At 54.8% G+C, this 22,686-nt stretch carries 25 protein-coding genes; 16 read left to right on the top strand and 9 right to left on the bottom strand.

Going from position 1 to position 22,686, the window contains the following annotated elements; translation table 11 throughout:
- The first annotated feature begins 29 nt into the window (after positions 1 to 29).
- A complete protein-coding gene (gene yccA, locus V1572_RS10570; protein WP_021240844.1) occupies positions 30 to 689 on the top strand; it encodes an FtsH protease modulator YccA in 660 nt (219 codons plus the stop codon).
- Between the two features lie 54 nt (positions 690 to 743).
- Here yccA and V1572_RS10565 read toward each other — a convergent pair whose 3' ends face one another.
- Together V1572_RS10565 and V1572_RS10560 are read right to left on the bottom strand one after the other, a co-directional pair.
- Positions 744 to 1,220 (bottom strand): hypothetical protein, encoded by a 477-nt coding sequence (locus V1572_RS10565; RefSeq protein WP_069719488.1) that lies wholly within the window; start codon positions 1,218 to 1,220, stop codon positions 744 to 746.
- Positions 1,217 to 1,972 carry a transcriptional regulator gene (locus V1572_RS10560; RefSeq protein WP_395299938.1) on the bottom strand — a complete coding sequence of 252 codons (756 nt, stop codon included), beginning with the start codon at positions 1,970 to 1,972 and terminating at the stop codon, positions 1,217 to 1,219. The genes V1572_RS10565 and V1572_RS10560 overlap by 4 nt, the downstream gene beginning before the upstream one ends.
- A gap of 327 nt (positions 1,973 to 2,299) precedes the next feature.
- Here V1572_RS10560 and V1572_RS10555 point away from each other — a divergent pair, with 327 nt between their 5' ends.
- The 6 genes from V1572_RS10555 to tusE all read left to right on the top strand — a co-directional run bounded on the left by V1572_RS10555 (position 2,300) and on the right by tusE (position 8,516).
- On the top strand, positions 2,300 to 3,025 hold the full coding sequence (locus V1572_RS10555) for a fimbrial protein (RefSeq protein ID WP_231597078.1): 726 nt from the start codon (positions 2,300 to 2,302) through the stop codon (positions 3,023 to 3,025).
- A 75-nt stretch (positions 3,026 to 3,100) separates the two neighbouring features.
- The gene (locus V1572_RS10550) at positions 3,101 to 3,607 is read left to right on the top strand and encodes a CS1 type fimbrial major subunit (protein WP_045908356.1); all 507 of its coding nucleotides are present in this window, start codon (positions 3,101 to 3,103) and stop codon (positions 3,605 to 3,607) included.
- A 72-nt stretch (positions 3,608 to 3,679) separates the two neighbouring features.
- The gene (locus V1572_RS10545; RefSeq protein WP_395299937.1) at positions 3,680 to 6,397 is read left to right on the top strand and encodes a TcfC E-set like domain-containing protein; all 2,718 of its coding nucleotides are present in this window, start codon (positions 3,680 to 3,682) and stop codon (positions 6,395 to 6,397) included.
- A gap of 1 nt (position 6,398) precedes the next feature.
- The gene (locus tag V1572_RS10540; protein WP_395299936.1) at positions 6,399 to 7,556 is read left to right on the top strand and encodes a CfaE/CblD family pilus tip adhesin; all 1,158 of its coding nucleotides are present in this window, start codon (positions 6,399 to 6,401) and stop codon (positions 7,554 to 7,556) included.
- Positions 7,557 to 7,566: 10 nt separating this feature from the next.
- Positions 7,567 to 8,118, top strand: coding sequence for a LuxR C-terminal-related transcriptional regulator (locus tag V1572_RS10535; protein ID WP_023617861.1), 552 nt, complete (start codon positions 7,567 to 7,569; stop codon positions 8,116 to 8,118).
- A 68-nt stretch (positions 8,119 to 8,186) separates the two neighbouring features.
- On the top strand, positions 8,187 to 8,516 hold the full coding sequence (gene tusE, locus V1572_RS10530) for a sulfurtransferase TusE (protein WP_008499913.1): 330 nt from the start codon (positions 8,187 to 8,189) through the stop codon (positions 8,514 to 8,516).
- Here tusE and yccX read toward each other — a convergent pair.
- The 3 genes from yccX to V1572_RS10515 are packed head-to-tail and all read right to left on the bottom strand — an operon-like array spanning position 8,513 to position 10,162.
- Entirely contained in the window at positions 8,513 to 8,794 is a 282-nt protein-coding gene (yccX, locus tag V1572_RS10525) for an acylphosphatase (RefSeq protein ID WP_196346086.1), read from the bottom strand. The two genes, tusE and yccX, sit on opposite strands and share 4 nt — an antisense overlap.
- Before the next feature lie 11 nt (positions 8,795 to 8,805).
- Positions 8,806 to 9,594: an AraC family transcriptional regulator gene (locus tag V1572_RS10520; RefSeq protein WP_262801897.1), complete on the bottom strand. Its 789-nt coding sequence runs from the start codon at positions 9,592 to 9,594 to the stop codon at positions 8,806 to 8,808.
- A gap of 10 nt (positions 9,595 to 9,604) precedes the next feature.
- On the bottom strand, positions 9,605 to 10,162 hold the full coding sequence (locus V1572_RS10515; protein WP_395299935.1) for a kinase inhibitor: 558 nt from the start codon (positions 10,160 to 10,162) through the stop codon (positions 9,605 to 9,607).
- A gap of 201 nt (positions 10,163 to 10,363) precedes the next feature.
- Here V1572_RS10515 and V1572_RS10510 point away from each other — a divergent pair, with 201 nt between their 5' ends.
- Positions 10,364 to 10,678 carry a hypothetical protein gene (locus V1572_RS10510; protein ID WP_047071946.1) on the top strand — a complete coding sequence of 105 codons (315 nt, stop codon included), beginning with the start codon at positions 10,364 to 10,366 and terminating at the stop codon, positions 10,676 to 10,678.
- Here the strand turns inward: V1572_RS10510 and V1572_RS10505 are convergent.
- Positions 10,675 to 11,484, bottom strand: a complete 810-nt coding sequence (locus V1572_RS10505; RefSeq protein WP_048027254.1) for a DUF4225 domain-containing protein — start codon at positions 11,482 to 11,484, stop codon at positions 10,675 to 10,677. The two genes, V1572_RS10510 and V1572_RS10505, sit on opposite strands and share 4 nt — an antisense overlap.
- 169 nt (positions 11,485 to 11,653) lie before the next feature.
- Here V1572_RS10505 and rlmI point away from each other — a divergent pair, with 169 nt between their 5' ends.
- Entirely contained in the window at positions 11,654 to 12,844 is a 1,191-nt protein-coding gene (rlmI, locus tag V1572_RS10500) for a 23S rRNA (cytosine(1962)-C(5))-methyltransferase RlmI (protein WP_045908360.1), read from the top strand.
- A gap of 60 nt (positions 12,845 to 12,904) precedes the next feature.
- A complete protein-coding gene (hspQ, locus tag V1572_RS10495; RefSeq protein WP_008499919.1) occupies positions 12,905 to 13,222 on the top strand; it encodes a heat shock protein HspQ in 318 nt (105 codons plus the stop codon).
- A gap of 37 nt (positions 13,223 to 13,259) precedes the next feature.
- Here hspQ and V1572_RS10490 read toward each other — a convergent pair whose 3' ends face one another.
- Positions 13,260 to 13,673 (bottom strand): CoA-binding protein, encoded by a 414-nt coding sequence (locus tag V1572_RS10490; protein WP_008499920.1) that lies wholly within the window; start codon positions 13,671 to 13,673, stop codon positions 13,260 to 13,262.
- 173 nt (positions 13,674 to 13,846) lie between these two features.
- Here V1572_RS10490 and csgI point away from each other — a divergent pair, with 173 nt between their 5' ends.
- The gene (csgI, locus tag V1572_RS10485) at positions 13,847 to 14,509 is read left to right on the top strand and encodes a curli synthesis inhibitor (protein WP_045908361.1); all 663 of its coding nucleotides are present in this window, start codon (positions 13,847 to 13,849) and stop codon (positions 14,507 to 14,509) included.
- An 80-nt stretch (positions 14,510 to 14,589) separates the two neighbouring features.
- On the top strand, positions 14,590 to 15,048 hold the full coding sequence (mgsA, locus tag V1572_RS10480) for a methylglyoxal synthase (protein ID WP_008499922.1): 459 nt from the start codon (positions 14,590 to 14,592) through the stop codon (positions 15,046 to 15,048).
- Between the two features lie 59 nt (positions 15,049 to 15,107).
- Here the strand turns inward: mgsA and helD are convergent, their stop codons facing one another.
- Positions 15,108 to 17,162 carry a DNA helicase IV gene (gene helD, locus V1572_RS10475; protein ID WP_395299934.1) on the bottom strand — a complete coding sequence of 685 codons (2,055 nt, stop codon included), beginning with the start codon at positions 17,160 to 17,162 and terminating at the stop codon, positions 15,108 to 15,110.
- A 123-nt stretch (positions 17,163 to 17,285) separates the two neighbouring features.
- Here helD and V1572_RS10470 point away from each other — a divergent pair, with 123 nt between their 5' ends.
- Together V1572_RS10470 and yccS are read left to right on the top strand one after the other, a co-directional pair.
- Entirely contained in the window at positions 17,286 to 17,732 is a 447-nt protein-coding gene (locus V1572_RS10470; protein ID WP_023343701.1) for a YccF domain-containing protein, read from the top strand.
- A 19-nt stretch (positions 17,733 to 17,751) separates the two neighbouring features.
- Positions 17,752 to 19,914, top strand: a complete 2,163-nt coding sequence (yccS, locus tag V1572_RS10465; protein WP_111966972.1) for a YccS family putative transporter — start codon at positions 17,752 to 17,754, stop codon at positions 19,912 to 19,914.
- On the opposite strand, the gene V1572_RS10460 is transcribed toward yccS, so the two are convergent.
- Positions 19,871 to 20,497 carry a TfoX/Sxy family DNA transformation protein gene (locus V1572_RS10460; protein ID WP_023618860.1) on the bottom strand — a complete coding sequence of 209 codons (627 nt, stop codon included), beginning with the start codon at positions 20,495 to 20,497 and terminating at the stop codon, positions 19,871 to 19,873. The two genes, yccS and V1572_RS10460, sit on opposite strands and share 44 nt — an antisense overlap.
- 217 nt (positions 20,498 to 20,714) lie before the next feature.
- Between V1572_RS10460 and sulA the strand changes: the two genes are divergently transcribed.
- Positions 20,715 to 21,224, top strand: coding sequence for an SOS-induced cell division inhibitor SulA (sulA, locus tag V1572_RS10455; RefSeq protein WP_032637628.1), 510 nt, complete (start codon positions 20,715 to 20,717; stop codon positions 21,222 to 21,224).
- A 354-nt stretch (positions 21,225 to 21,578) separates the two neighbouring features.
- The gene (gene ompA, locus V1572_RS10450) at positions 21,579 to 22,634 is read left to right on the top strand and encodes a porin OmpA (protein ID WP_008499928.1); all 1,056 of its coding nucleotides are present in this window, start codon (positions 21,579 to 21,581) and stop codon (positions 22,632 to 22,634) included.
- The last annotated feature ends 52 nt before the right edge of the window (positions 22,635 to 22,686 follow it).

Below are 22,686 nucleotides of genomic sequence, written 5' to 3'. Positions count from 1 at the left end.
TAATTACATCTGTCATAAGAGAGTGACTCATGGATCGTATAATTACTTCCTCACGCGACCGCACATCGCTACTCAGCACCCACAAGGTGCTGCGCAATACCTATTTCATGCTCAGCCTGACGCTGGCGTTTTCCGCGATCACCGCCACCGCCAGCACCGTGCTGATGCTGCCGTCTCCGGGGCTGATCCTGACCCTGGTGGGTATGTATGGTTTGATGTTCCTGACCTACAAAACCGCTGACAAACCGGTCGGTATTCTGTCCGCGTTTGCCTTCACCGGCTTCCTGGGCTACATCCTGGGGCCAATCCTGAACGCGTATCTGTCCGCCGGAATGGGCGATGTGATTGGTATGGCGCTGGGCGGCACCGCGCTGGTGTTCTTCTGCTGCTCGGCCTACGTGCTGACCACGCGTAAGGACATGTCCTTCCTCGGCGGCATGCTGATGGCGGGTGTTGTGGTGGTGCTGGTGGGTATGGTGGCCAACATCTTCCTGCAGCTGCCTGCTCTGCACCTGGCGATCAGCGCCGTGTTTATTCTGATCTCTTCCGGCGCGATCCTGTTTGAAACCAGCAACATCATTCGCGGCGGTGAGACGAACTATATCCGCGCTACCGTGAGCCTGTATGTGTCGCTGTACAACATCTTCGTCAGCCTGCTGAGCATCCTGGGCTTCGCCAGCCGCGATTAAGCACAACGGATATGAAAAAGGAGAATGCCCCGGCATTCTCCTTTTTTTTATGCCCTACTCACCCCGGCAAATGTAGGTGGGATAGCGCCGGTCCTGAATCAGCCACACGGAAGGCGAGAGTTCAGAGATGGTGAGATAGTAGCGTGCGGTCGGACTGGCAAAGCTCCCCCACTGGGCGTCGGGCGTATTGTCGTTGTGTCGACGCCAGGTTTCGGTGTAGCTCAACACAATGACGTTATCATCGTCCCGCTGCTGCCAGGTAAAGTCCACGTCCCTGTCAACGATCAGATTTTGCCCGTCAGCCCTTGCCGCGCCTTTATAGGTGGTCACTCCGGTACCGTCCCGATGAAAATAGAACTGGGCAACGGTATTGACCTTCACTTCGCTGGATTTTCCCTCATTGCGCGTAAAGTTAAATTCGGTGCTGCAGGCCAGCACATCCTTTTTAAACACACAGCCGGAATAGTAAAACAGCGCCAGGGCACTGCCGACCAATGCACCACCCAGCCCAAAAAGAAGTTTTATTTTCATTTTTGTGCCCCGCTTTTATAACGGATGGTTTTGCACAGGCTGGATTGACTGACCGGGCAGGCGCCAATGAACACCTCATCTGCGGCGGCAATAGAAAAACGGGCGCTGAAATAATAAATGTCGTACTCCTCACGTTCGCACGCCACGTTATTGGCCGCCAGCTGCGCCGCTAATTTCGATAACACCAGCGGTCTTCCGTGATCGTTGATAATCCAGAGACGACAATGCGCGATTTTCTCCTTAACCGGCATGAGTTTCGCCGGAACGAATATCCCCTGCTGCCGGCTAAAGTAGAAGCTCGCCCCCAATGCAGCAATAATCAATACGGCCGGCATCCCCCACCTTTTCAGGGAAGCGCGTTGTGGCTTTTCCACTTTCGCTGCAGACGGAGGCTGCGGTTCGGCGGGTTGAATACACTCTCCGGGCTGAAAAATCACATCGGCCTCAAAACGAAACCCATAACGGGGTACGGTTACGATAAATTCGTACCCCTCTCCCAGTGCCTGGAAGCTTTTACGTAATTCGCTCACCGCTTTATTGAGATTATTTCCCGATGGCGTAAAGCCAAACTCCTCCCACACGCGGGTAATCAATTCCTCCCGACTCAGGTCGTGCCCTTTGTGCTTAATAAATTCCTGTAAAAGGCGAACGGCGGGGGCCGAAAGCGTTAATACAGATTCCGGTTGCCCAACAAGACTTATTGCATGTGCTTCAGGATCAAATAACAACGAATTATTGCATATAAAAAACATCTTTTATTCTCGGCTGTTACCGCATGCTTTTTAATCCCTGGTACATCGACATGAAAACCCCCTCCTGACTTGCTTATTTTTTCATCAGAAGGAATTTTCTCTCCATCCCTGGTCGCGGTATTTTCGCTTAACTATACAACCTTAAAGCCAGAAAATCAGGATAAAAAACTGTATATAACGAGTTAATTAATACAAATTTTCACAAGCCGCTGTTCTGGTTAAAGTTTCCCTGCCCTGAAGCGATACGAAAGCAGACGGTGTCCTGGTGTTAACGCGCCGCCTTTAAACTCAGAGCAGGCAGACTTGATCGTGAAACAGAAAAAAAGAGTGAGCGTCACAACCGCCTTTTATGTCGCCGCGCTGTCATTGCCATTTTTCCCGGAAATGGCACTGGCCAATATGAGCGTGTATCCCATGGAACTTAACGTGGATAAGTCCGGTGCGGCGCAAATTAAGGTGGCGTCAAAAACGGATGATATTCAGTTCATTCGGGTGAGGCAAAAGAAAATTCTTAATCCCGGCACGGCCCTGGAAAAAGAGATTGATGTGGCGTCGTGGAAAGAGGGTGGCGTTGTTGTCACGCCGGAAAAATTCGCCCTTGCGGCAGGCGCAATGCGCGTGGTTCGCCTGGTATCGCTTACGCCCCCGGAAAAAGAGACGACCTGGCGCGTCTATTTTGAAGGGGTCAAGCAGCCTGACAGCATTATTCCGGGCAAGGCAGAAAGCCCTGCTGCGACGGCAAGACTGGGCGTCAATGTAATCTGGGGCGCCCTGATCCATCTCGCACCGGAAAAAAGCGTGGTTTCTCTGTCGATTGACCCTCAGAGGGGAACGTTAAAAAACAACGGCACGTTGCGCGTGCCGCTGAGAGAGATCGGTATTTGTGATGCGGATTCGTCGTGCAGATGGATTAAAGAAGACGCGACGATTTATCCGGATACCGAACGGAAATTAAAAACGCTCGCGAAGGCACAAGGCCAGAAATATAAATTCCGCTACTTCAACTGGCTGAATAAAACCGCTGAAGAAGCTGATTTACCCGTCGTGCAATAACACGACGTTACCGTAAAGACCCCAAAGGGTTTGTTTAAAGAGCCAGGGTGCTCATTTGTAAATATGGAGATATCAATGCGTAAGTATTTTAAACCTCTGATGATTGTTGCCGCGATGACCACGTCCGTTAACGCGCTGGCGATTCAAAAAGATATTACCGTCAACGCCAGCGTTGATTCACAGCTGGATATGACCCAGGCCGATAACACGCCGCTGCCGGCAAGCATCGATATGCAGTACCTGCCTGGCCGTGGCCTGGAAAGCTACCGTCTGAATACCAAGGTGTGGTCTAACTCCGCGACCAGCAACGTAAAAGTCCGTCTGGTAAGCGCCGCGAAGCTGGCGAATGCCGACGGTGCTGAGACCATCCCAATGACGGTGATTCTGGGTGATAAAACCCTCTCTACCGCAGATGTGGAATATACCGGCGCCGAACTGTTCCCGGGCAGCATTGAAAACGGTTCAGCGGTACTACCGCTGACCATTTCCCAGACCACCAAAGGCATTCTGAAAACCGGTCAGTACAGCGGCGTTGTCAGCCTGATGCTGACGCAGGCGACGACCACGGAAGGCGGTGCGTAACACCACAGCACCTAAGGAATAACGTCAGAGGGTGCTCACCCTCTGACGTCAGGATGATGTCGAGGCTCGTTCATGGCGTTTCACAGAAATACCCTCCTCTTTGTTGCTTTGTTACCCGCTTCCATCCAACTCGCCTGCGCAGGGATGGCCGTCCCGCCAGGTTTTGAAGACCTGGCGAAGACGCAGCGCCTGTGGACAGAGGTGAACCTCTACGGCGAGGCGCTGGGCCTTTTTGAAACGGATATCACGCTTGAAACGGTCAGCTTTGTCGCACCTGAAACCGTGGTAGCGGCCATCAAACGCCGGTTTAATGACGACCCATCCCTCGTTGCCACCGTGTCTGCCGCGCTGGCCGTTCCGCTTGCCCGTAACGGCAACCTGGCCTGCAGCAGTAACGGCTCCGCAACGGGCTGTGATTACATCAATACCGACCGCGCGGCCATTATTTATGACGAGAATAACGCCCGCATTAACCTATTCCTGGACAAGAAATATCTACCTAAGCAGACGGCAGAGAATCAATGGTATCAGCCCACTCAGGGCACCGAAAATGCGCTGATCCATCAGCAGAACATTAACTTCGTGGCCGACAGGGATTATCAGTCGGCAACCGTGCAGGGCAACGGCGCGCTGGCGCTCACCCATGACGGCTATGTGAATCTCGACTGGACCTGGCTGGGGCAGCGTTCACGGCACCAGCAGCAGCAGGAGGTCACCGTCAACAACGCCTGGTTCCGCCAGGATATCCTGCGTCAGTACTATGTCCAGTTAGGTGAGATGGATACCCGCGATCTGTTCAGTAACGCGGGCGGAAATATCAACCTCAGCCAGCTGCCGCTGGGCAAAATTCGCGGCCTGCGCACGGGTTCAACACGAGCATGGATGAACCCGGTTCAGCAGTCGAAGGGAACCCCTGTTACCGTGCTGCTTTCCCATGATGCGCGTATCGATGCCCGCCGGGGAAATCAGCTACTGGCGAGCTTCTATCTGAATGCCGGGGCGCAAACCCTGGACACGCGTTCGTTCCCGGACGGGAGCTACACCGTGACGCTCTCCATCTATGAAAATAACCGGCTGACGCGCACCGAGCAGGTGCCGTTTACCCGAACCGGCATTACGCCATTTGACCGCGTCGAGTGGTTCCTGCAGGCGGGCGAAACCGACAACAGCGATCAAAACGAAGAACGCCGCGCGGTTGCGCAGGCGGGCGTTCGTCTGCCCGTGACCCCGACGCTGGCGCTGACCAGCGGCGCAACGTTCAAGAAAAACCAGCGTTTCCTGGAGAACGCGCTCGACTGGAGCCGGGGCTTCAACGCGGGCCCGATCGATGGCGTGCTGAGTACCCGGTTTAGCTACCTCTACGGCAGCGAAGGCCAGCGCGGCAATATTCAGCAAATCAGCTACAACGACGGTTTTTCTTTGAGCGTCTATCGCAACGCGTTATCCGTTGAAAACTGCAACACCCAAAGCGCGGGATTTGACGCCGTGAATGGCTGTTATCGCACCCTCTCGGTGATGTTCTCCGTCCCGGTCGGCGCCTGGTATGCGAGCCTGGGGTATTCAGATAACCGCAACGAAGGCCGGTACGTTTCACGCCGGGAACTGCCGAACAGTGACAATCGCCACGATGCGGGTCTGCCGTGGGAATCGGTCTATATGACCCGCTCGCGCACGCGGGCCTGGCAGGCTGGCCTGAGCAATGCCTTTAGCACCCGAGGCCTGAACATTAACAGCAGCATTAACCTGTTTATGCGTAACGATGACGCCCGCGACGGCAGGGATAAAGGCGGCTACCTGAGCGTGAGCCTGTCCATGGCGCATAACCGTCAGGGTGATGCCTCAAGCTACACCTCTCTGGGCGCGACATGGCAGCACCAGCAGCGTGAAAAAAACCAGCTGAGCTACAGCGTGGCGCATAACTGGTATGCCGATGCCCGCGGTGAAAATGAGTACGGCCTCAGCGCGTCGGGCATTAACAGCGACTCGCTGAATACCTCAGCCTATACGCGCCAGGGAGGACGATATGGCAACGGAAGCCTGACCGTCAGCGACGCCTGGGATCGTCAGGATCGTCGCCATACGCTGAGCAGCAGCGGCAACTACAGCTCAACGCTCGCGCTGTCCCGCTCTGGCCTGTGGCTGGGCCGCTGGAGCGACGGTCGCCCTGCTTCCGCCGTCGCGGTGAACGTGGCGACGCCGGAAGATGCTCAGGATCCGCGCGTCGCCGTGTCGCTGGATAACAGCGGGAGCGCAGACATTCCGGGCAATAGCCGCGCCCTCTTCGCGGTACCGGGCTATCAGCAGACGACGTTGACGATTAACGAATCGCTGGACGTCTCCCGGGGAGCCAGCAGTGAAATCACGCAAGGGTCAGGCAGCAGAACGCTGTTTATGGTGCCAGGCAAACTGCTGCGCCGGGACGTGCAAACGACCGCAAGCTACACCTGGCTTGGCCAGTTAACCGACGAGCACCATTCGCCGTTTATCGGCGGCGTGCCGCTGAACGTGAACGGCTGGAGCGACCTTGGCAACGGCGGGTTTAGCGCGCAAAGCGACGCCCTGCTGCATAACCTCTACCTGGTGCGTCAGCAGCAATTTTATCAGTGCGCGCTGAACGTGAAGAGTATGCGCGACGTCGTGCGTTACGTCGGTTCGATTCCCTGTAAGGAATTAACCTTCTCCGCCCTGCCGGATGCTGTCCAGCAGCAGGCGCAGCTGATGCTGGCCGGACGGTCGGTCCCTGCTGGCCCGACAGCCATGAATACCGATAGCCTCACTAAAGGGAAATGATGTGATTAAGTGCCTCTTTATTTTACTGTTATTAAGCCTGTGGGCCGGCCAGACGCTGGCGGGCGCTCCCGCGGGACGAAACTCCAGCGTTGGGATCAGCTTCGATCGTATGGCACCGCCTGCGCGTTTTGACATCTGGTTTCATGAATCGGGTGGTTATGACCCCGCCGATCCGCAAAAGTGGGGGCGTAACACCCTGACCTGTGAGTCCCGGACTGACACCACGAACGGCGCCTGCATGAACGCCCCGGTCTGGTTCTCGGCGAACCCAGCTGCGCCTTATGCCATCAACTTGCGTTTTACGCATGCCCTCACCAGCAAGACGGTGGATATCAAGGTGTATGGCGATCACTACATGTTTATCAACAATAAAGTGTTTACTTTCGCCAGCTTCGTGACAGGAGGAACGGTCGACGTCTCAGCCTGGAACAGAGAGCCCTACTTCGATTTCTATATCGTGAAAAGCGAACTGGATAAGCTCGCCCTGCCGGGGATCTGGACCGCCACGCTGAAGCAGAACCTGCGCCAGTGGGGAAGCGCCGACTGCGGCGGGAACTTCAATGACGTGAATGTCGGCTGTCCTGGCTATCTCACCATCGCCAAATGGCAGGCCAATATTCGCATTGAGGTAGTCGACCCAGGAAACCAGCAGATCTATCTGCCGGCCTTTCCGCACTCCACGCCCATCGTTAACCTCAACCTGACCAACTTCCCGGGGCGCCCCGGGGGCAGCGAGATCCAGGGGGAAAACACGCTGGATATGTGCCTGTACGACGGCAAAAACAGCACCAGCACCCGCGCCTATCTGCGCTTTGAGGATGACGGGCTTCCCTCAGAGGGGCGTGCCGAAGGGGCGTTTTCTATCAGGCGGCGCGGTGGAAGCCAGACCGACGCGCGGGATCGACTCGATTATCGGGTCTCCGTCACTAATCCCATCACAGGCGCAACCGAAACGGTCGCGAACGGTAAAACCCTGGTCTGGCAGGGCACTAACGATCCGCAGTTTCTGCGTCAGGTCGTGCTGCCGGGCGGACGCGAAAGCGTACTGTGCATTCCTGCCCCTATTATCCTGAAAACCCCTGCGTTTGCCGCCAGCAGCAAAAACGCAGGCGACTATACCGGCACGCTGCGCGTTATCTATACGCCCAGCACGTTATAACGAGGTCACCGTGAGTTACGCCATTCTCGACAATAATCGATTTTACGCCGAAGGGTTGCGCTATGCGCTGCTGCGTCGGGGCGTCCAGCCAGAGGTCATAAGCGATACCGTACAGTGGCAGCCAACGCTGCTTACCCGTCGCGTGGTGGTCGTCCGCTGCCGTTTTTCCGTGGCGGCGACGCATCAGGCGCTGATCAACATTTTGCTCAGGCTGGAAGCCGCCCGCTGGAAAGGCAGCCTTTATCTGGTCTGCAACGAAAAGGGGTGGGCGCTGGCGACGCATTTACGCAAGCGTTTCGGTACGCTAACGCTTTATATCATCGACGACAGGATCGCCGTTGCCGATGCGGCGTATTTGCTGGCAAAAGAGCCGCGTCGCGTTCGAAGCCTGGACTGTTGCCTGACCGTTCCTGAATTCAACGTGCTCGATCTGATGCTGACCGGGTTGCCGGTCCGCCACATTGCCATCGTGACGCACATGTCGGAGAAACAGGTTTCAACCCATAAATGCAACGCGCTGAAGAAGCTCAATGCCAACAACCTGCTTCAGCTGCTCCTGTAGGTCACGGTTTATCCTGAGCCCGCTTTTTTGCTACACTGTCGCCGATTTTTCACCTACGACAGAAGATTATGTTCATTTTTGCAGGCCAGGAAATTGAGACCGATAGCGAAGGCTATCTGAAAGATACGACGCTCTGGAGCGAACCGCTGGCGGAGAAAATTGCGGAAAACGAAGGCATTACCCTCTCCCCCGAACACTGGGAAGTGGTGCGTTTTGTCCGCGAGTTCTACCTTGAATTCAACACCTCTCCGGCCATCCGCATGCTGGTCAAGGCGATGGCCAATAAGTTCGGTGAAGAGAAAGGCAACAGCCGCTATCTCTATCGTCTGTTCCCGAAAGGCCCGGCAAAACAGGCCACCAAAATTGCCGGCCTGCCTAAACCGGTGAAGTGCATTTAGTAGCGAATACCGAAGTTAACGTACTCCCGGCCGGGTTGATGCGGTTCCGTTAGCACCTTATCAACCCGCGCGCTGCGCGGCCCGCCCGCCTTTAGCCACGCCACCAGCTTGTCGACCTGCTCCGCTTCGCCGCAGGCGACCACCTCAACGCTGCCGTCATCCATGTTGCGCGCGTATCCCGTTAGCCCAAGCTGAACAGCCTCGCGCTGGGTGCTGTAGCGGAACCCGACGCCCTGAACGAGGCCGTGAACCCAGGCAATAGTGCAGACTTTTGACATTCTTCTTCTCCTTAACGTAGCGTTTTCGGCAAACAGCCGTAGTGTTGCCGAAAACGGGCGGTGAAACGAGAGCTGGACAGATACCCACATTGTAATGCGATTTCGCCGATCGGTAATCGGGTTGACTGTAACTGTGACAGCGCAACGCCCATCCTCACCTCCTCCACAATCTGGCGAAAACTCTGTGACTCCTCGCGTAACCGCCTGCGCAGCGTCGGCACGCTTAATGCGAGACGGCTGGCGACATCCTGCGCGGTCCAGGCTCTGGCGGGCGACAGCATGATGAACTGTCGCACCTGCTCGGTCAGGTTATTGTTTCGCTCAATAAGCAGCGGACCTGCCACGCCGTCATGCAGCAATGCCAGCAACAGACCGAAGGCCTGATGTTTTTGCAACGCCTCCGGTAACTCCTGACGCACGGCGTGCAGCAGGTTATCCCACATAAACGCCAGCCCCTCGCTCAGCGGAGCACAGAGCGAATGTAACGTCATGCGCGGCCAGGATTTCAGGTAATGCGCTTTAAACTCGGCAACGATTTCCGGCGATAACATCAGCAAGTCCGAGTGAAACAGACCGTTTGCAGGCTGATTGATGATCTCCATTGCCGTATTGGCAGGGATAATGATGAGTTCATCCCGGGTGGCCACCAGGCGGTTATCGTCCTGCACAATCACCTTACTGCCGTGAGTGATATGGCAAATCGCCGGGAAAAAGAGCTTAACCTGGTGCAGGCGATGCATTTTGCTGGCACTCACTTCACCCGCCGTGAGATGTTTATGTCGAAAATGGAACTCCTGCACCCCGCCATCCTTATCTGCTGTAGGTTGCTGTTAACTGAGCCTTTGCCAGAACGTGACTATTGAGCATAAAACCGACCAGCGCGCCGCTGGCATTTTTGTCGATGGGCAGTTTATCCACGTCCAGCGCCCAGACGGTCATCTGATAGCGGTGAGGCTTGTCCCCGGTAGGGGGACATGCGCCGCCGAATCCAGAATAACCGAAATCATTACGCCCCTGCACAGCGCCAGCAGGTAATTTTTCGCCATTTGGGTTACCGGCACCAGCGGGCAGCGTCATTGTCTTCGCGGGAATGTTGGCTACGGTCCAGTGCCACCAGCCGCTGCCGGTAGGCGCATCCGGGTCATAGACCGTAATGGCAAAACTTTTCGTACCCGCAGGCGGATTTTCCCACACCAGCTGCGGTGAGGTATTCCCACCGTGGCAGCCAAATCCCTCAAACACCTGCGGTAACGTTAACCGCCGATCGCCGGAAATATCCCGGCTGGTCATGCTGAAAGACGTTGCTGCGAAAACCTGAAAACTCATTGCCGTCAGAGCGGCTATTGTGATGACACTGCGCTTTTTCATGGGTATTTCCTTTGCTGAACCGGAAGCCCTAAGATAAAGCACGCAACAATGCCTCAATGTGCCTAAGCGATTTGATTTTGTGCCGAAACGCTCAACGGCATCCGCAGATGATTGCGCCTTGCTGAATGTGCTACTCTACGCACCGTGAGTATGTACGTGTATAAACAGTAAATGGGATTTTTTGCGTGAAAGGAAAACGATATGAATGTCACTGATGAAGCTCTGTTGCGTTCTGGTTTCACACTGTCTGACTTGCAGAAGATAAAAAATAACGTTGAGAGATACGGTGGAACGCTTGAAGAGGCGATTTACGATCTCGCCCGTCGATTTAATACCTTACTTTGGGTAGCCAGTGTATGCTTCACGATCCTGATTATACTTGTCGTTTTCAGTTCACCTCTCAAAGCATTGGCGTGGGGGCTGGCGATTATCATAGGGGTAAGCATTATGACTCTCGCACAGCCTCCTGTACTGTCGTATAAATCCTGGCGTTACCGAAAAAGCACCAGAGATTAACGGGTTCCGTTATCTGTTGTTATCAGATCAAAAATGACCTTGGCTTTAACGCCATATCCGACAATCTTCATCGTGAGTTTAGGCGCGCCCATCGTACTGACTTTGCGATAGTAATCGTGTGGAAGCCATCGAAACAATCTCCACGCTCCCGTTTTTCGGGCTAGTCCAGCGATACTATAGACACTGGCACCAAGAGTAACACCGTTATAAAAAGCCAATCCTGAGTTGGGACTGAACCCCATAAACTGAGCTGTTTCCATAACGGTATCAGCAATCATTCCCTGTGAAGGTTTTTGTCCTGCTGGTAGATCAAAGTTGAGTACTTCCCGGGTCAACCCGTTAATTCCATCAGCAATAAGGACAGCTCCTGCAAACATGCCTATCGGCCCCATAGTGGATAACATCACAAATCCACCAAACAAAACGACGCCTGATAGCACAACATTCACTGCCGAAATGACATATCCGACAATTTTATTATTTTCCCTGACAAACTCGACTTTTGCATAAAGCTGCGCGGCGCGGGTTCTTAGCAGATGCTCTTGCTCACGAAGATTTTCCGTTTCAGCTCGAAGATTCTTGATGCAAACCATACATTCTTCATCTGTTCTGGCACGACGCGCTGTTGCAAACTCCTTTTCAACGACCTGTTTTATTTCTTCTACAAACTTGATACGACAAAGCCCGTCCTGAAGGTAGAAGGCTGATAACTGGTTGGCTGTATCAACGAGCTTACGCGCCTCCAGATTAACCATGGTCTCAGACCATGCCCTGTTTCTTCCCTTATTTAGTAACGCAATATCCATTTTGATTCCCTCCGGCTTTTTAACGGTAACGAGCTTAATTACTCCATCGCTTTGATTATTTTATGTGCGACGCGATCAGGAACAACAGAAAATGATTTCAACAAGCTCTGATCCGTTTTGATGTGCTACTCTACGCGCCATTTCCCTGAAATCGACAGAACAGCAAATTATGAGTGTACGTTTAGTGTTAGCCAAAGGGCGCGAGAAATCATTACTGCGCCGTCATCCCTGGGTCTTTTCCGGCGCGGTTGCCCGTATGGAAGGCAAAGCCAGCCTCGGTGAAACCATTGATATCGTGGACCACCAGGGGAAATGGTTAGCGCGAGGCGCCTACTCGCCAGCGTCCCAGATCCGTGCCCGCGTCTGGACCTTCGATAAAGACGAAACCATCGACATCGACTTCTTCGTGCGTCGTCTGCAGCAGGCGCAGCAGTGGCGTGAGTGGCTGGCAAAACGCGACGGGCTGGACAGCTACCGCCTGATTGCCGGTGAATCTGACGGTCTGCCGGGCGTGACCATCGATCGCTTCGGTAACTTCCTGGTGCTACAGCTTCTGAGCGCCGGGGCGGAATACCAGCGCGCTGCGCTGATTAGCGCCCTGCAAACGCTGTTCCCGCAGTGCGCCATTTACGACCGCAGCGATGTGGCGGTGCGCAAAAAAGAGGGCATGGAGCTGACGCAGGGTCCGGTCACAGGTGAACTGCCGCCTGCCCTGCTGCCGATTGAAGAGCACGGCATGAAGCTGCTGGTGGATATTCAGGGCGGGCACAAAACGGGTTATTACCTCGACCAGCGCGACAGTCGTCTGGCTACGCGTCAGTACGTTGCCGACAAACGCGTGCTCAACTGCTTCTCCTACACCGGTGGTTTCGCCGTTTCGGCGCTGATGGGCGGCTGTGCCCAGGTGGTCAGCGTGGATACCTCACAGGAAGCGCTGGACGTGGCAAAACAAAACGTCGAGCTGAACAAACTGGATCTGAGCAAAGCCGAATTTATACGCGACGACGTCTTCAAGCTGCTGCGTAAATACCGCGACCAGGGCGAGAAGTTCGACGTCATCGTGATGGATCCGCCAAAGTTTGTGGAAAACAAAAGCCAACTGATGGGCGCCTGCCGTGGGTATAAAGATATCAACATGCTGGCCATCCAGCTGCTGAACCCGGGCGGAGTTCTGCTCACCTTCTCCTGCTCCGGCCTGATGACCACAGATTTATTTCAGAAAATCATCGCCGATGCCGCAATAGATGCTGGCCGTGATGTACAATTTATAGAGCAGTTCCGTCAGGCAGCCGATCACCCCGTGATTGCTACCTACCCGGAAGGACTGTATCTGAAAGGGTTTGCCTGTCGCGTCATGTAACTTGAAAAGAGAAATATTGCCCGCACATAACGTGTAAGTCGTATTTCCCGGGAGGTGACTATGATTGCCAGCAAATTCGGTATCGGCCAGCAGGTCCGCCACACTTTGCTCGGGTATTTGGGTGTGGTCGTGGATATCGACCCGGAGTATTCCCTTGATGAACCGTCAGCAGACGAGCTGGCGGTGAACGCAGAGCTTCGCGCCGCGCCCTGGTACCATGTGGTGATGGAGGGGGATGATGGACAACCCGTTCACACCTATCTTGCTGAAGCGCAGCTAAGCAGCGAGCTGCAGGAAGAGCATCCGGAGCAACCCACTATGGATGAACTTGCTCAGACTATCCGCAAACAGTTACAGGCTCCGCGCCTGCGGAACTAAGCGTGTAAAAAAAGCCCGATGAACGGGCTTTTTTTTATTATTTCGCCAGCCCCAGACGGGGGATATCGATCGCCGGACAGCGATCCATGACGACGTTTAACCCCGCATCCCGCGCCAGCACCGCAGCCTGCTCGTTAATCACGCCCAGCTGCATCCACAGCGTTTTCGCCCCGACGGCAATAGCGTCCTGCGCCACTTCCCACGCGGCCTCGGAGTTTCGGAAGACATCAACCATATCAATTTTTTCCGGCACGTCAGCGAGCGTGGCATAACCCTGCTGGCCCAGTAAGGTTTTCCCCGCCACTTTTGGCGAGACCGGGATGACGTGGTAGCCCTGATCGAGAAGGTATTTCATCACCCGATAGCTTGGACGATCGGGTTTATCGCTCGCGCCCACCAGCGCAATGGTACGCGTGGATGTCAGAATCTCGGCAATATCGTTCTCTTTCATGGTTTTTCTCCTGGCTTTTTTAAAAGTGTACGCCAAACCGCACATCTCAACCATCCATCCCATACCGACGCATGAGGGCAAAACGGCGAAATATGTCTATATGTTAGTAAACATGATTCTCGAAAAATTTAGATACATTAATGCGGCGACAGGATTTCTGACGGGAGCCTTCTATGAAAACCGGTATTGCCACTGCTCTGATTGCGTTAGTGATGCCGGTCTGCGTTTTTGCTACCACGCTCCGGCTCTCTACCGATATTGATCTCCTGGTACTGGACGGAAAAAAGGTCTCCAGTTCCTTATTGCGCGGTGCGGACAGCATCGAATTGGATAACGGGCCGCATCAGCTGGTATTCCGGGTGGAAAAATCGATCGGTCTGGCGAATCACGAGCAAAGGATGTATATCTCCCCGCCGCTGATTGTCAGCTTTAATACCCGGCAAATCAGTCAGGTTAACATTACACTGCCTCGTCTTGAAACCGAGAAGGAATCGGCGGCCTTCGACGCTTCACCCCGCATTGAACTGCTGGACGGGGATGCGATGCCGATTCCGGTGAAGCTGGATATTCTGGCGCTGACGACCTCACCGAAAGGTCCGGACTACGAGGCCGCGACGCAGACCTATAACAAAGCGGGTAAACGCGCGTCGCTTCCTCAGTTTGCCACCATGATGGCTGACGACAGTACGCTGCTTTCCGGCGTCTCAGAACTGGACGTCATTCCTCCCCAGTCCCAGACCCTGACGGAACAACGCCTTAAATTCTGGTTCCAGCAGGCCGATGCCGACACGCGGGCCCGATTTTTACAGTGGGCAAAACAACAACCTTCATCATAAGCCACATTTTTTACGCCTTTCTCTTGCAGCGTCAAACGGTTCCCGTCATCGTGTAGGCAGTTAACCTGATGGATATGATTATGGAACTGACAACACGCACGCTCCCGGAACGCAAACACATTGCTCTGGTGGCGCACGATCACTGTAAACAAATGCTGCTTAACTGGGTTCGCCGCCATCAGTCTTTGCTGGAAAAGCACGCCCTGTCGGCAACCGGCACTACCGGTAACCTGATCCAGCGCGAAACGGGTCTGGAGGTGAACGCCATGCTGAGCGGCCCGATGGGTGGCGATCAGCAGGTCGGCGCGCAGATCTCCGAAGGGAAGATTGATGTGCTGATCTTCTTCTGGGATCCGCTAAACGCGGTTCCGCACGACCCGGATGTCAAAGCCCTGCTGCGTCTGGCGACGGTGTGGAATATTCCGGTGGCGACAAACCTCTCGACGGCGGATTTCATCATCGAATCGCCGCAGTTTAACTCACCGGTAGATATCCTTATTCCGGACTATCAGCGTTATCTTTCAGAGAGATTGAAGTAGCTTTTTTTGCCGGGTGGCGGCTACGCCTTACCCGGCCTACCCATCCTTGCCCGTCTTCGTTAAGGCTTCCGCGCCACCGGCACATCAATACTCTTCAAAATATCGACAAACACGGATGGCTCCTCTTTATTGAACAGCAGCCACACGCGATGGCGCGCGCGGGTCATGGCCACATACAGCAAACGCCGCTCTTCGGCATCCGGGAAGTCTTCCGGCACCGGCAGCAAGGCCTGCTCCATGACCGACTCGCGGGCCGGAGCCGGGAAACCGTCGCTGCCCTCTTTCAGCCCCATGACAATCACATAGTCGGCCTGCTGCCCTTTGCTGGCGTGAATCGTCATAAATTCAAGCTGCAGCTTCGGCCAGCGGGTGGCCGCCTTTTCCAGCGCCTCGGGTTTGAGGTGATGGTAACGCGCCAGCACCAGGATACGCTCATCGGGCTTCGCGTAACCGCTGAGCTTGTCCAGCAGCGGTTCCAGCTGATCGTCCGCCAGCAGGGTCACGGCTTTTTTATCCCCTGGCCGCAGGCTATTGAGCGGTTTTGCCAGCTGATGCGGGTTCTGCTGGATAAAGCGGTTGGCGATTTCACCAATCCGTGAATTGAAGCGGTAGGTCGTGTCCAGATCGCTGCGATCGCCTTCGCCAAAATAGTGGTGGAATGCGGTCGTCAGCGAAAGCTGTGCCCCGCTGAAGCGATAGATGGCCTGCCAGTCATCCCCCACCGCAAACAGCGAGGTATGCTTATTTTGCGCCCGCAGCGCTGAGAGCAATGCTGCGCGCTGCGGAGAGATGTCCTGGAACTCATCCACCAGAATATGCTTCCACGGGCTGACAAAACGCCCCTTCTCAAGAATGATGATGGCCTGATGGATCAGGCCGGAAAAATCGACGGCATTTTCCGCTTTTAGCGCGGTTTTCCAGGCCTTCAGCAGCGGCGCCATCAGCTTGACCCGCTTCGAAAACAGATCGCGGATCGCCTCCGGCGCGCTTTCAATCATCTCTGCCTGCGTTCCACCGTGCATTCGCATCAGGCTGACCCAGCGGTCAAGCCGTGAACCCAGCCGACGCGCCAGTTTGTCATCCTGCCAGAAGCTGCCTTCCGGCACGTCCCAGTTGAGCTCCTCCTCGAGCCACTGACGCCATCCTTTCGCCTGCGCCTTTTTCTCACTGCACTGCTGGCGCCACGTTTTGATAAACAGCGCCTGACGCGCCTGCGCGTCGTTTTCCAGCTTACTGATAGCAGGCACTTTTTTACTGCCCTGCTGAATAATATACAGGGCAAGGGCATGGAAGGTTCTGGCCGTGATATCCCGGGTATGCAGACGTTCCTGGATCCGTTCGTCCATCTCCTGGGCCGCCTTGCGACCAAAGGCCAGAAGCAGAATTTGATCGGCGACCGCTTCCCCGGTCGTCAGTAGCCAGCCGGCACGGGCCACCAGCACCGACGTTTTACCGCTACCGGCCCCCGCCAGCACCAGCAGCGACTGCTCGCCGTTAACCACCGCGCGCGCCTGGGCCGGGTTGAGCGGCGAAGACTCCACCGTACTGAAAAAGTCGGCGTATTGGGTGAGCATGGCGTCCGTCCAGGCCTTATTATGGGCGAGCCGGCTTTTATCCTTATCATTCAACCAGGCCTGGCACTGGCGCCAGGCGTCGCGACAGTTGTCAAACTCCTCGAGACGCGTCACGGAGATCGGCAGCGCCGAGAGTGCCTGCCGGATTTTTTGCTGTAGCCCGGCGGTCTGCTGACGGGTGAGCCACGAATGCTGCGCGTTGCTTTGCGCGATATCGTCCAGCACCTTCTGAAGCACCCCGGCGGCAATCACGCTCATATCCTGACTCCACCGCTGCCAGAGCGCGTTCAGGTGATGATGAAAACGCTGGGTTTCTGCCCACTCGGTGCCGTGAAGACGCACGACTTTATCGTCAGGCAGTACGAACTCCAGTTCGCCCCACACCAGCCCGCGTTTGCAGTGGATAGCCAGAAGCTGATTAAACGGAATAAGGTATTCGTGGCGTTCTCCGGAGACTTTCACCCCGGCATTAAGGAGAACCACCCGGTCGTATGGGTGTTGCGCCAGACGTTTGCCTAACGACGTTGCTTTCAGTTCCATGTTCCGCCAAATCCACGAAGAGATAATTTACCTGACAGTGTAACTGCCAGTTTTAAGGTGCTCCAGCCTAAAAAAACGTTACAATCATTGGGCGTTAATTTTATCGAAAGGAAGTGAGGGTTTATGCGTACCGTTCTGAATGTGTTGAATTTTGTGCTGGGCGGTTTTGCCACCACCCTTTCCTGGCTTTTTGCCACGCTGGTGAGCATCGTCCTGATTTTTACGCTCCCCCTGACCCGCTCCTGCTGGGAAATCACAAAACTCTCCTTCGTCCCCTACGGGAATGAAGCCATCCACGTTGACGAGCTGAATCCGGAGAACAAAAACGCCCTGATGAATACGGGCGGAACCCTGCTGAACATTCTGTGGCTGATTTTCTTCGGGTGGTGGCTCTGCATCATGCATATTTTTGCCGGTATTGCGCAGTGCATCACGATTATTGGTATTCCGGTGGGGATCGCGAACTTTAAGATCGCCGCGATCGCCCTTTGGCCCGTCGGGCGCAGGGTTGTTCCGGTCGAAGTGGCCCAGGCGGCGCGTGAAGCCAATGCGCGTCGTCGTTTTCAGTAACTAAGGACTGGCCGCGTTTATGCTAAGCCCACTGCTTCGCCGTTATACCTGGAACAGCACCTGGCTTTATAACGTCAGGATATTTATCGCGCTTTGCGGCACGGTTGCCCTGCCCTGGTGGCTGAATGATGTCAAGCTCACCATCCCACTCACGCTGGGCGTCGTGGCCGGGGCGCTGGCGGACCTGGACGATCGTCTGGCCGGACGTTTACGTAACCTGGTCATTACGCTCGTCTGCTTTTTTATTGCTTCAGCGTCCGTTGAGTTACTTTTCCCCTGGCCCTGGCTGTTTGCCCTGGGTCTGACGCTCTCAACCAGCGGGTTTATTTTGTTGGGCGGCCTTGGGCAGCGCTATGCCACTATCGCATTTGGCGCCCTGCTGATCGCCATCTACACCATGCTGGGCGCATCCCTCTACGACCAGTGGTACCAGCAGCCGGTTCTGCTGTTGCTCGGTGCCATCTGGTATAACCTGCTGACCTTAACCGGTCATCTGCTCTTCCCGGTTCGCCCTCTGCAGGACAACCTTGCCCGCAGCTTTGAGCAGCTAGCCCACTATCTGGAACTGAAATCCCGGCTGTTCGACCCGGATATCGAGGAAGAAAGCCAGGCGCCGCTCTACGATCTGGCGCTGGCTAATGGCCAGCTGGTTGCCACCCTCAACCAGACAAAAGCCTCTCTGCTGACCCGTCTGCGTGGCGATCGTGGTCAGCGCGGAACGCGAAGAACCTTGCACTACTATTTTGCCGCCCAGGACATTCATGAACGTGCCAGCTCCTCGCACGTGCAGTATGCCGCCCTGCGCGAGAAGTTCCGCTATAGCGACGTGATGTTCCGCTTCCAGCGCCTGCTGTCCATGCAGTCCCAGGCGTGCCAGCAGCTCTCGCGCTCCATTCTGCTGCGCACGCCCTATCAGCATGACCCACGTTTTGAACGCGTCTTCAGTCATCTTGACGCGGCGCTCGACCGCGTTCAGGCCAGCGGAACGTCACCGGAACACATCAAAGCGCTGGGCTTTCTGCTGAACAACCTGCGGGCGATTGACGCGCAGCTGGCGACCATTGAGTCCGAGCAGGCGATGGCGCTTCCGGGCAGTGAAGTGGACAATCAGCTTGCTGATGACAGCGTGCACGGTTTTAGCGATATGTGGCTTCGCCTGAGCCGCAACTTTACCCCGGAGTCGGCTCTCTTCCGCCACGCGGTGAGAATGTCGCTGGTGCTGTGCGTGGGGTATGCCTTTATCCAGATAACCGGGCTGCATCATGGCTACTGGATCCTGCTGACCAGCCTGTTCGTCTGTCAGCCGAACTATAACGCCACCCGACACCGTCTTGCGCTGCGCATTATCGGCACGCTGGTCGGCGTCGCAATCGGCCTGCCGGTGCTCTATTTCGTGCCTTCCGTCGAAGGGCAACTGATTCTGATCGTGATCACTGGCGTGCTGTTTTTCGCGTTTCGCAACGTGCAGTACGCCCATGCCACCATGTTCATCACGCTGCTGGTGCTGCTCTGCTTTAATCTGTTGGGTGAAGGGTTTGAAGTCGCCCTGCCCCGCGTGATTGATACGCTGATTGGCTGCGCGATCGCCTGGGCCGCGGTCAGCTTTATCTGGCCGGACTGGCGTTTTCGCAATTTGCCGCGCGTGGTAGACAGGGCGATGAATGCCAACTGTCGTTACCTTGACGCTATTCTGGAGCAGTATCACCAGGGCCGCGATAACCGTCTGGCTTACCGGATAGCACGTCGCGACGCGCATAACAGTGATGCTGAACTGGCCTCCGTTGTCTCTAATATGTCAACGGAGCCACGCGCCACGGCAGAGATTCGTGAAACCGCGTTTCGCCTGCTTTGCCTTAACCATACGTTCACCAGCTATATTTCGACGCTGGGGGCCCACCGTGAGAAGCTCACCAACCCGGGAATTCTCAACCTCCTTGATGACGCCGTCTGCTATGTCGATGATGCACTGCATCACCGCCCAGCCGATGAACCGCGTGTGCAACAGGCTCTGGATGAACTGGCTCAACGCATTGCGCACCTTGACCCGGGAAACGACAGCAAAGCGCCGCTGGTTCTTCAGCAGATAGGCCTGCTTATCGCTCTGCTGCCTGAAATTTGCCGGCTGCAACAGCACATCGCTACCTGGAGGAACGACTCTCCTGTGGCTCAGGCAGCGCATTAAACCACTCCGTCAGCTCCCGGCGGATGCCTGCCGGGAGTGCCGCCTCATGCAGCCCTTCGATAGCCCCTTCCAGCGCAAAGAGAACTTTAATACTGAGTGCTTTATTCTTAGCCCGCATCTTCAGCCAACTCGCTCTGGCGCCCAGCGCCCGCAGCGTTTCTTCATTGGTGATACCGGCTTCAAAGAGCAAGACTTCAAGCTGAAAGGTCAGGTTCGGCAGATCCTTAAGACGGTTTCGTTGGTGACGCTGGTAGCGCTCTTTCCTTGCCGCACTGAGCGCAAACGAGGAGAGCTGAAGCAACCGCTCCCTGTCCTGCCATAATCCGTCATCCACACGATAATAGTTGAGCAGCACCGGGCGGCCTCGCTTCATCAACGTCAAAAAGGAGGAGGCGTTTTTTACACAGTATTTTGCACTCTCCTCACACGCACGAAGATAAAGTTCGCCATCGGACACCATGGCAAAGACCGCATCATCCACCGCCAGGGTGTAGCCGCCAAACAGCGCGCGATGATGAATCTCGCCCAACGGGGACAGGTATTCCTGGGATTTATAAATCCGTTCATAAGATATCTTTTTCATGATATTTCCCTTCAGAATCATAGACTAACAACAAAATTTCTTACTAGCGGATCCGTTAGCAGGAAAATAGGCAACTTATCGTCGTTGAGCAAGATGATTTTTCGAGGGGCATCAAGATTGAATGAATTTTGCGAGTCGCTTTCCGAAAATGAGGTTGATCTTTGGGCATACAGGGGTTACTGTATATCCATACAGTAACTACAGGGCTGGAATGAATATGCACACTTCAGGCTATGCAAATCGCGCAATCTCTCTCTCTTCTGCCGCAGGCAATGTCGCGCAGAATTCCGTCGAGCGTGTTTCCACAGGGCTTATCAGTGAAGTGGTTTATCGTGAAGACCAGCCCTTGTTAACGCAACTTCTTTTACTGCCGTTATTACAACAGCTCGGTCAGCAATCGCGCTGGCAGCTTTGGCTCACGCCACAGCAAAAGCTGAGCCGCGAGTGGGTTCAGTCCGCTGGCCTGCCGCTGACCAAGGTCATGCAGATTAATCAGCTCTCGCCTTGCGATACCGTTGAGTCGATGATCCGCGCGTTACGCACAGGGAATTACAGCGTGGTGATTGGCTGGTTACCGGAAGAGTTGACGGAAGAGGAACATTTCCGCCTGACTGAAGCTGCTGAAGAAGGGAATGCGATCGGGTTCATTATGCGTCCGGTTCGATCGGATTCTTACCGCAGAGGACAACTTTCTGGGCTAAAAATTCACTCAAATTTGTATCATTGAGTGAAATTAAGATTTTTCCTGGAATTTTTTTTGACCGCAAGATGAGGTTTTAGTTCCCGACCTCAAAATTGCGGCAAGGCTTGTCTGGTGCGGTTCTCCTTCATTTTATTGCACAAAATTCGTTCGAAAAATGTTAAATAATCGGTATACGGAACTTTTTTTTTCATATGCCTGACGGACTTCACACTTGTAAGTTTTCAGCTACGTTGTAGACTTTACATCGCCAGGGGTGCTCGGCCTAAGCCGAAGATATCGGTAGATTTATATTTGACCACGCCCCCCGGTGAAGGATTTAACCGTGATTCTCTCTTGAGACTTTCATGGCGAATTTTGGATGATAACGAGGCGCAAAAAATGAAAAAGACAGCTATCGCGATTGCAGTGGCACTGGCTGGCTTCGCTACCGTAGCGCAGGCCGCTCCGAAAGATAATACCTGGTATGCAGGTGGTAAACTGGGCTGGTCTCAGTTCCACGACACTGGCTGGTACAACAGCAGCCTGAACAATGATGGCCCAACTCACGAGAGCCAGCTTGGTGCAGGTGCGTTCGGTGGCTATCAGGTTAACCCGTATGTTGGTTTTGAAATGGGTTACGACTGGTTAGGTCGTATGCCATACAAAGGCGACACCGTAAACGGCGCTTTCAAAGCACAGGGCGTTCAGCTGACCGCTAAACTGGGTTACCCAGTAACTGACGATCTGGACGTGTACACCCGTCTGGGCGGCATGGTATGGCGCGCTGACTCCAGCAACAGCATCGCTGGCGACGACCATGACACCGGTGTTTCCCCAGTATTCGCTGGTGGCGTTGAGTGGGCTATGACCCGTGACATCGCTACCCGTCTGGAATACCAGTGGGTTAACAACATCGGCGACGGCAACACCGTTGGTGTTCGTCCAGACAACGGCATGCTGAGCGTAGGTGTTTCCTACCGTTTCGGCCAGCAGGAAGAAGCAGCACCAGTTGTTGCTCCAGCGCCGGCTCCAGCTCCAGAAGTACAGACCAAGCACTTCACTCTGAAGTCTGACGTTCTGTTCAACTTCAACAAAGCGACTCTGAAACCAGAAGGCCAGCAGGCACTGGATCAGCTGTACACCCAGCTGAGCAACCTGGATCCTAAAGACGGTTCTGTAGTGGTTCTGGGCTTCACCGACCGTATCGGTTCTGACGCTTACAACCAGAAACTGTCTGAGAAACGTGCTCAGTCTGTTGTTGATTACCTGATCTCTAAAGGTATCCCAGCTAACAAGATCTCCCCACGTGGTATGGGCGAATCTAACCCAGTTACTGGCAACACCTGTGACAACGTGAAAGCTCGCGCTGCACTGATCGACTGCCTGGCTCCAGATCGTCGCGTAGAGATCGAAGTTAAAGGCATCAAAGACGTTGTAACTCAGCCAGCGGCATAAGTTATCGTCTTATAAAAAAACCCCGCAATGCGGGGTTTTTTATTGTCTGAAG

This window comes from Enterobacter quasiroggenkampii (assembly GCF_043972695.1).
Lineage (GTDB): Bacteria > Pseudomonadota > Gammaproteobacteria > Enterobacterales > Enterobacteriaceae > Enterobacter > Enterobacter quasiroggenkampii.
This window is presented reverse-complemented; position numbering and strand designations above follow the sequence as displayed.

Excerpts from the sequence above, each read along its gene's own strand:
- yccA (WP_021240844.1), top strand. The coding sequence starts at position 30 with ATGGATCGTATAATTACTTCCTCACGCGACCGCACATCGCTACTCAGC.
- V1572_RS10565 (WP_069719488.1), bottom strand. The coding sequence starts at position 1,220 with ATGAAAATAAAACTTCTTTTTGGGCTGGGTGGTGCATTGGTCGGCAGT.
- V1572_RS10560 (WP_395299938.1), bottom strand. The coding sequence starts at position 1,972 with ATGTTTTTTATATGCAATAATTCGTTGTTATTTGATCCTGAAGCACAT.
- V1572_RS10550 (WP_045908356.1), top strand. The coding sequence starts at position 3,101 with ATGCGTAAGTATTTTAAACCTCTGATGATTGTTGCCGCGATGACCACG.
- V1572_RS10545 (WP_395299937.1), top strand. The coding sequence starts at position 3,680 with ATGGCGTTTCACAGAAATACCCTCCTCTTTGTTGCTTTGTTACCCGCT.
- tusE (WP_008499913.1), top strand. The coding sequence starts at position 8,187 with ATGTTCATTTTTGCAGGCCAGGAAATTGAGACCGATAGCGAAGGCTAT.
- yccX (WP_196346086.1), bottom strand. The coding sequence starts at position 8,794 with ATGTCAAAAGTCTGCACTATTGCCTGGGTTCACGGCCTCGTTCAGGGC.
- V1572_RS10515 (WP_395299935.1), bottom strand. The coding sequence starts at position 10,162 with ATGAAAAAGCGCAGTGTCATCACAATAGCCGCTCTGACGGCAATGAGT.
- V1572_RS10510 (WP_047071946.1), top strand. The coding sequence starts at position 10,364 with ATGAATGTCACTGATGAAGCTCTGTTGCGTTCTGGTTTCACACTGTCT.
- V1572_RS10505 (WP_048027254.1), bottom strand. The coding sequence starts at position 11,484 with ATGGATATTGCGTTACTAAATAAGGGAAGAAACAGGGCATGGTCTGAG.
- rlmI (WP_045908360.1), top strand. The coding sequence starts at position 11,654 with ATGAGTGTACGTTTAGTGTTAGCCAAAGGGCGCGAGAAATCATTACTG.
- hspQ (WP_008499919.1), top strand. The coding sequence starts at position 12,905 with ATGATTGCCAGCAAATTCGGTATCGGCCAGCAGGTCCGCCACACTTTG.
- V1572_RS10490 (WP_008499920.1), bottom strand. The coding sequence starts at position 13,673 with ATGAAAGAGAACGATATTGCCGAGATTCTGACATCCACGCGTACCATT.
- csgI (WP_045908361.1), top strand. The coding sequence starts at position 13,847 with ATGAAAACCGGTATTGCCACTGCTCTGATTGCGTTAGTGATGCCGGTC.
- mgsA (WP_008499922.1), top strand. The coding sequence starts at position 14,590 with ATGGAACTGACAACACGCACGCTCCCGGAACGCAAACACATTGCTCTG.
- helD (WP_395299934.1), bottom strand. The coding sequence starts at position 17,162 with ATGGAACTGAAAGCAACGTCGTTAGGCAAACGTCTGGCGCAACACCCA.
- V1572_RS10470 (WP_023343701.1), top strand. The coding sequence starts at position 17,286 with ATGCGTACCGTTCTGAATGTGTTGAATTTTGTGCTGGGCGGTTTTGCC.
- yccS (WP_111966972.1), top strand. The coding sequence starts at position 17,752 with ATGCTAAGCCCACTGCTTCGCCGTTATACCTGGAACAGCACCTGGCTT.
- V1572_RS10460 (WP_023618860.1), bottom strand. The coding sequence starts at position 20,497 with ATGAAAAAGATATCTTATGAACGGATTTATAAATCCCAGGAATACCTG.
- sulA (WP_032637628.1), top strand. The coding sequence starts at position 20,715 with ATGCACACTTCAGGCTATGCAAATCGCGCAATCTCTCTCTCTTCTGCC.
- ompA (WP_008499928.1), top strand. The coding sequence starts at position 21,579 with ATGAAAAAGACAGCTATCGCGATTGCAGTGGCACTGGCTGGCTTCGCT.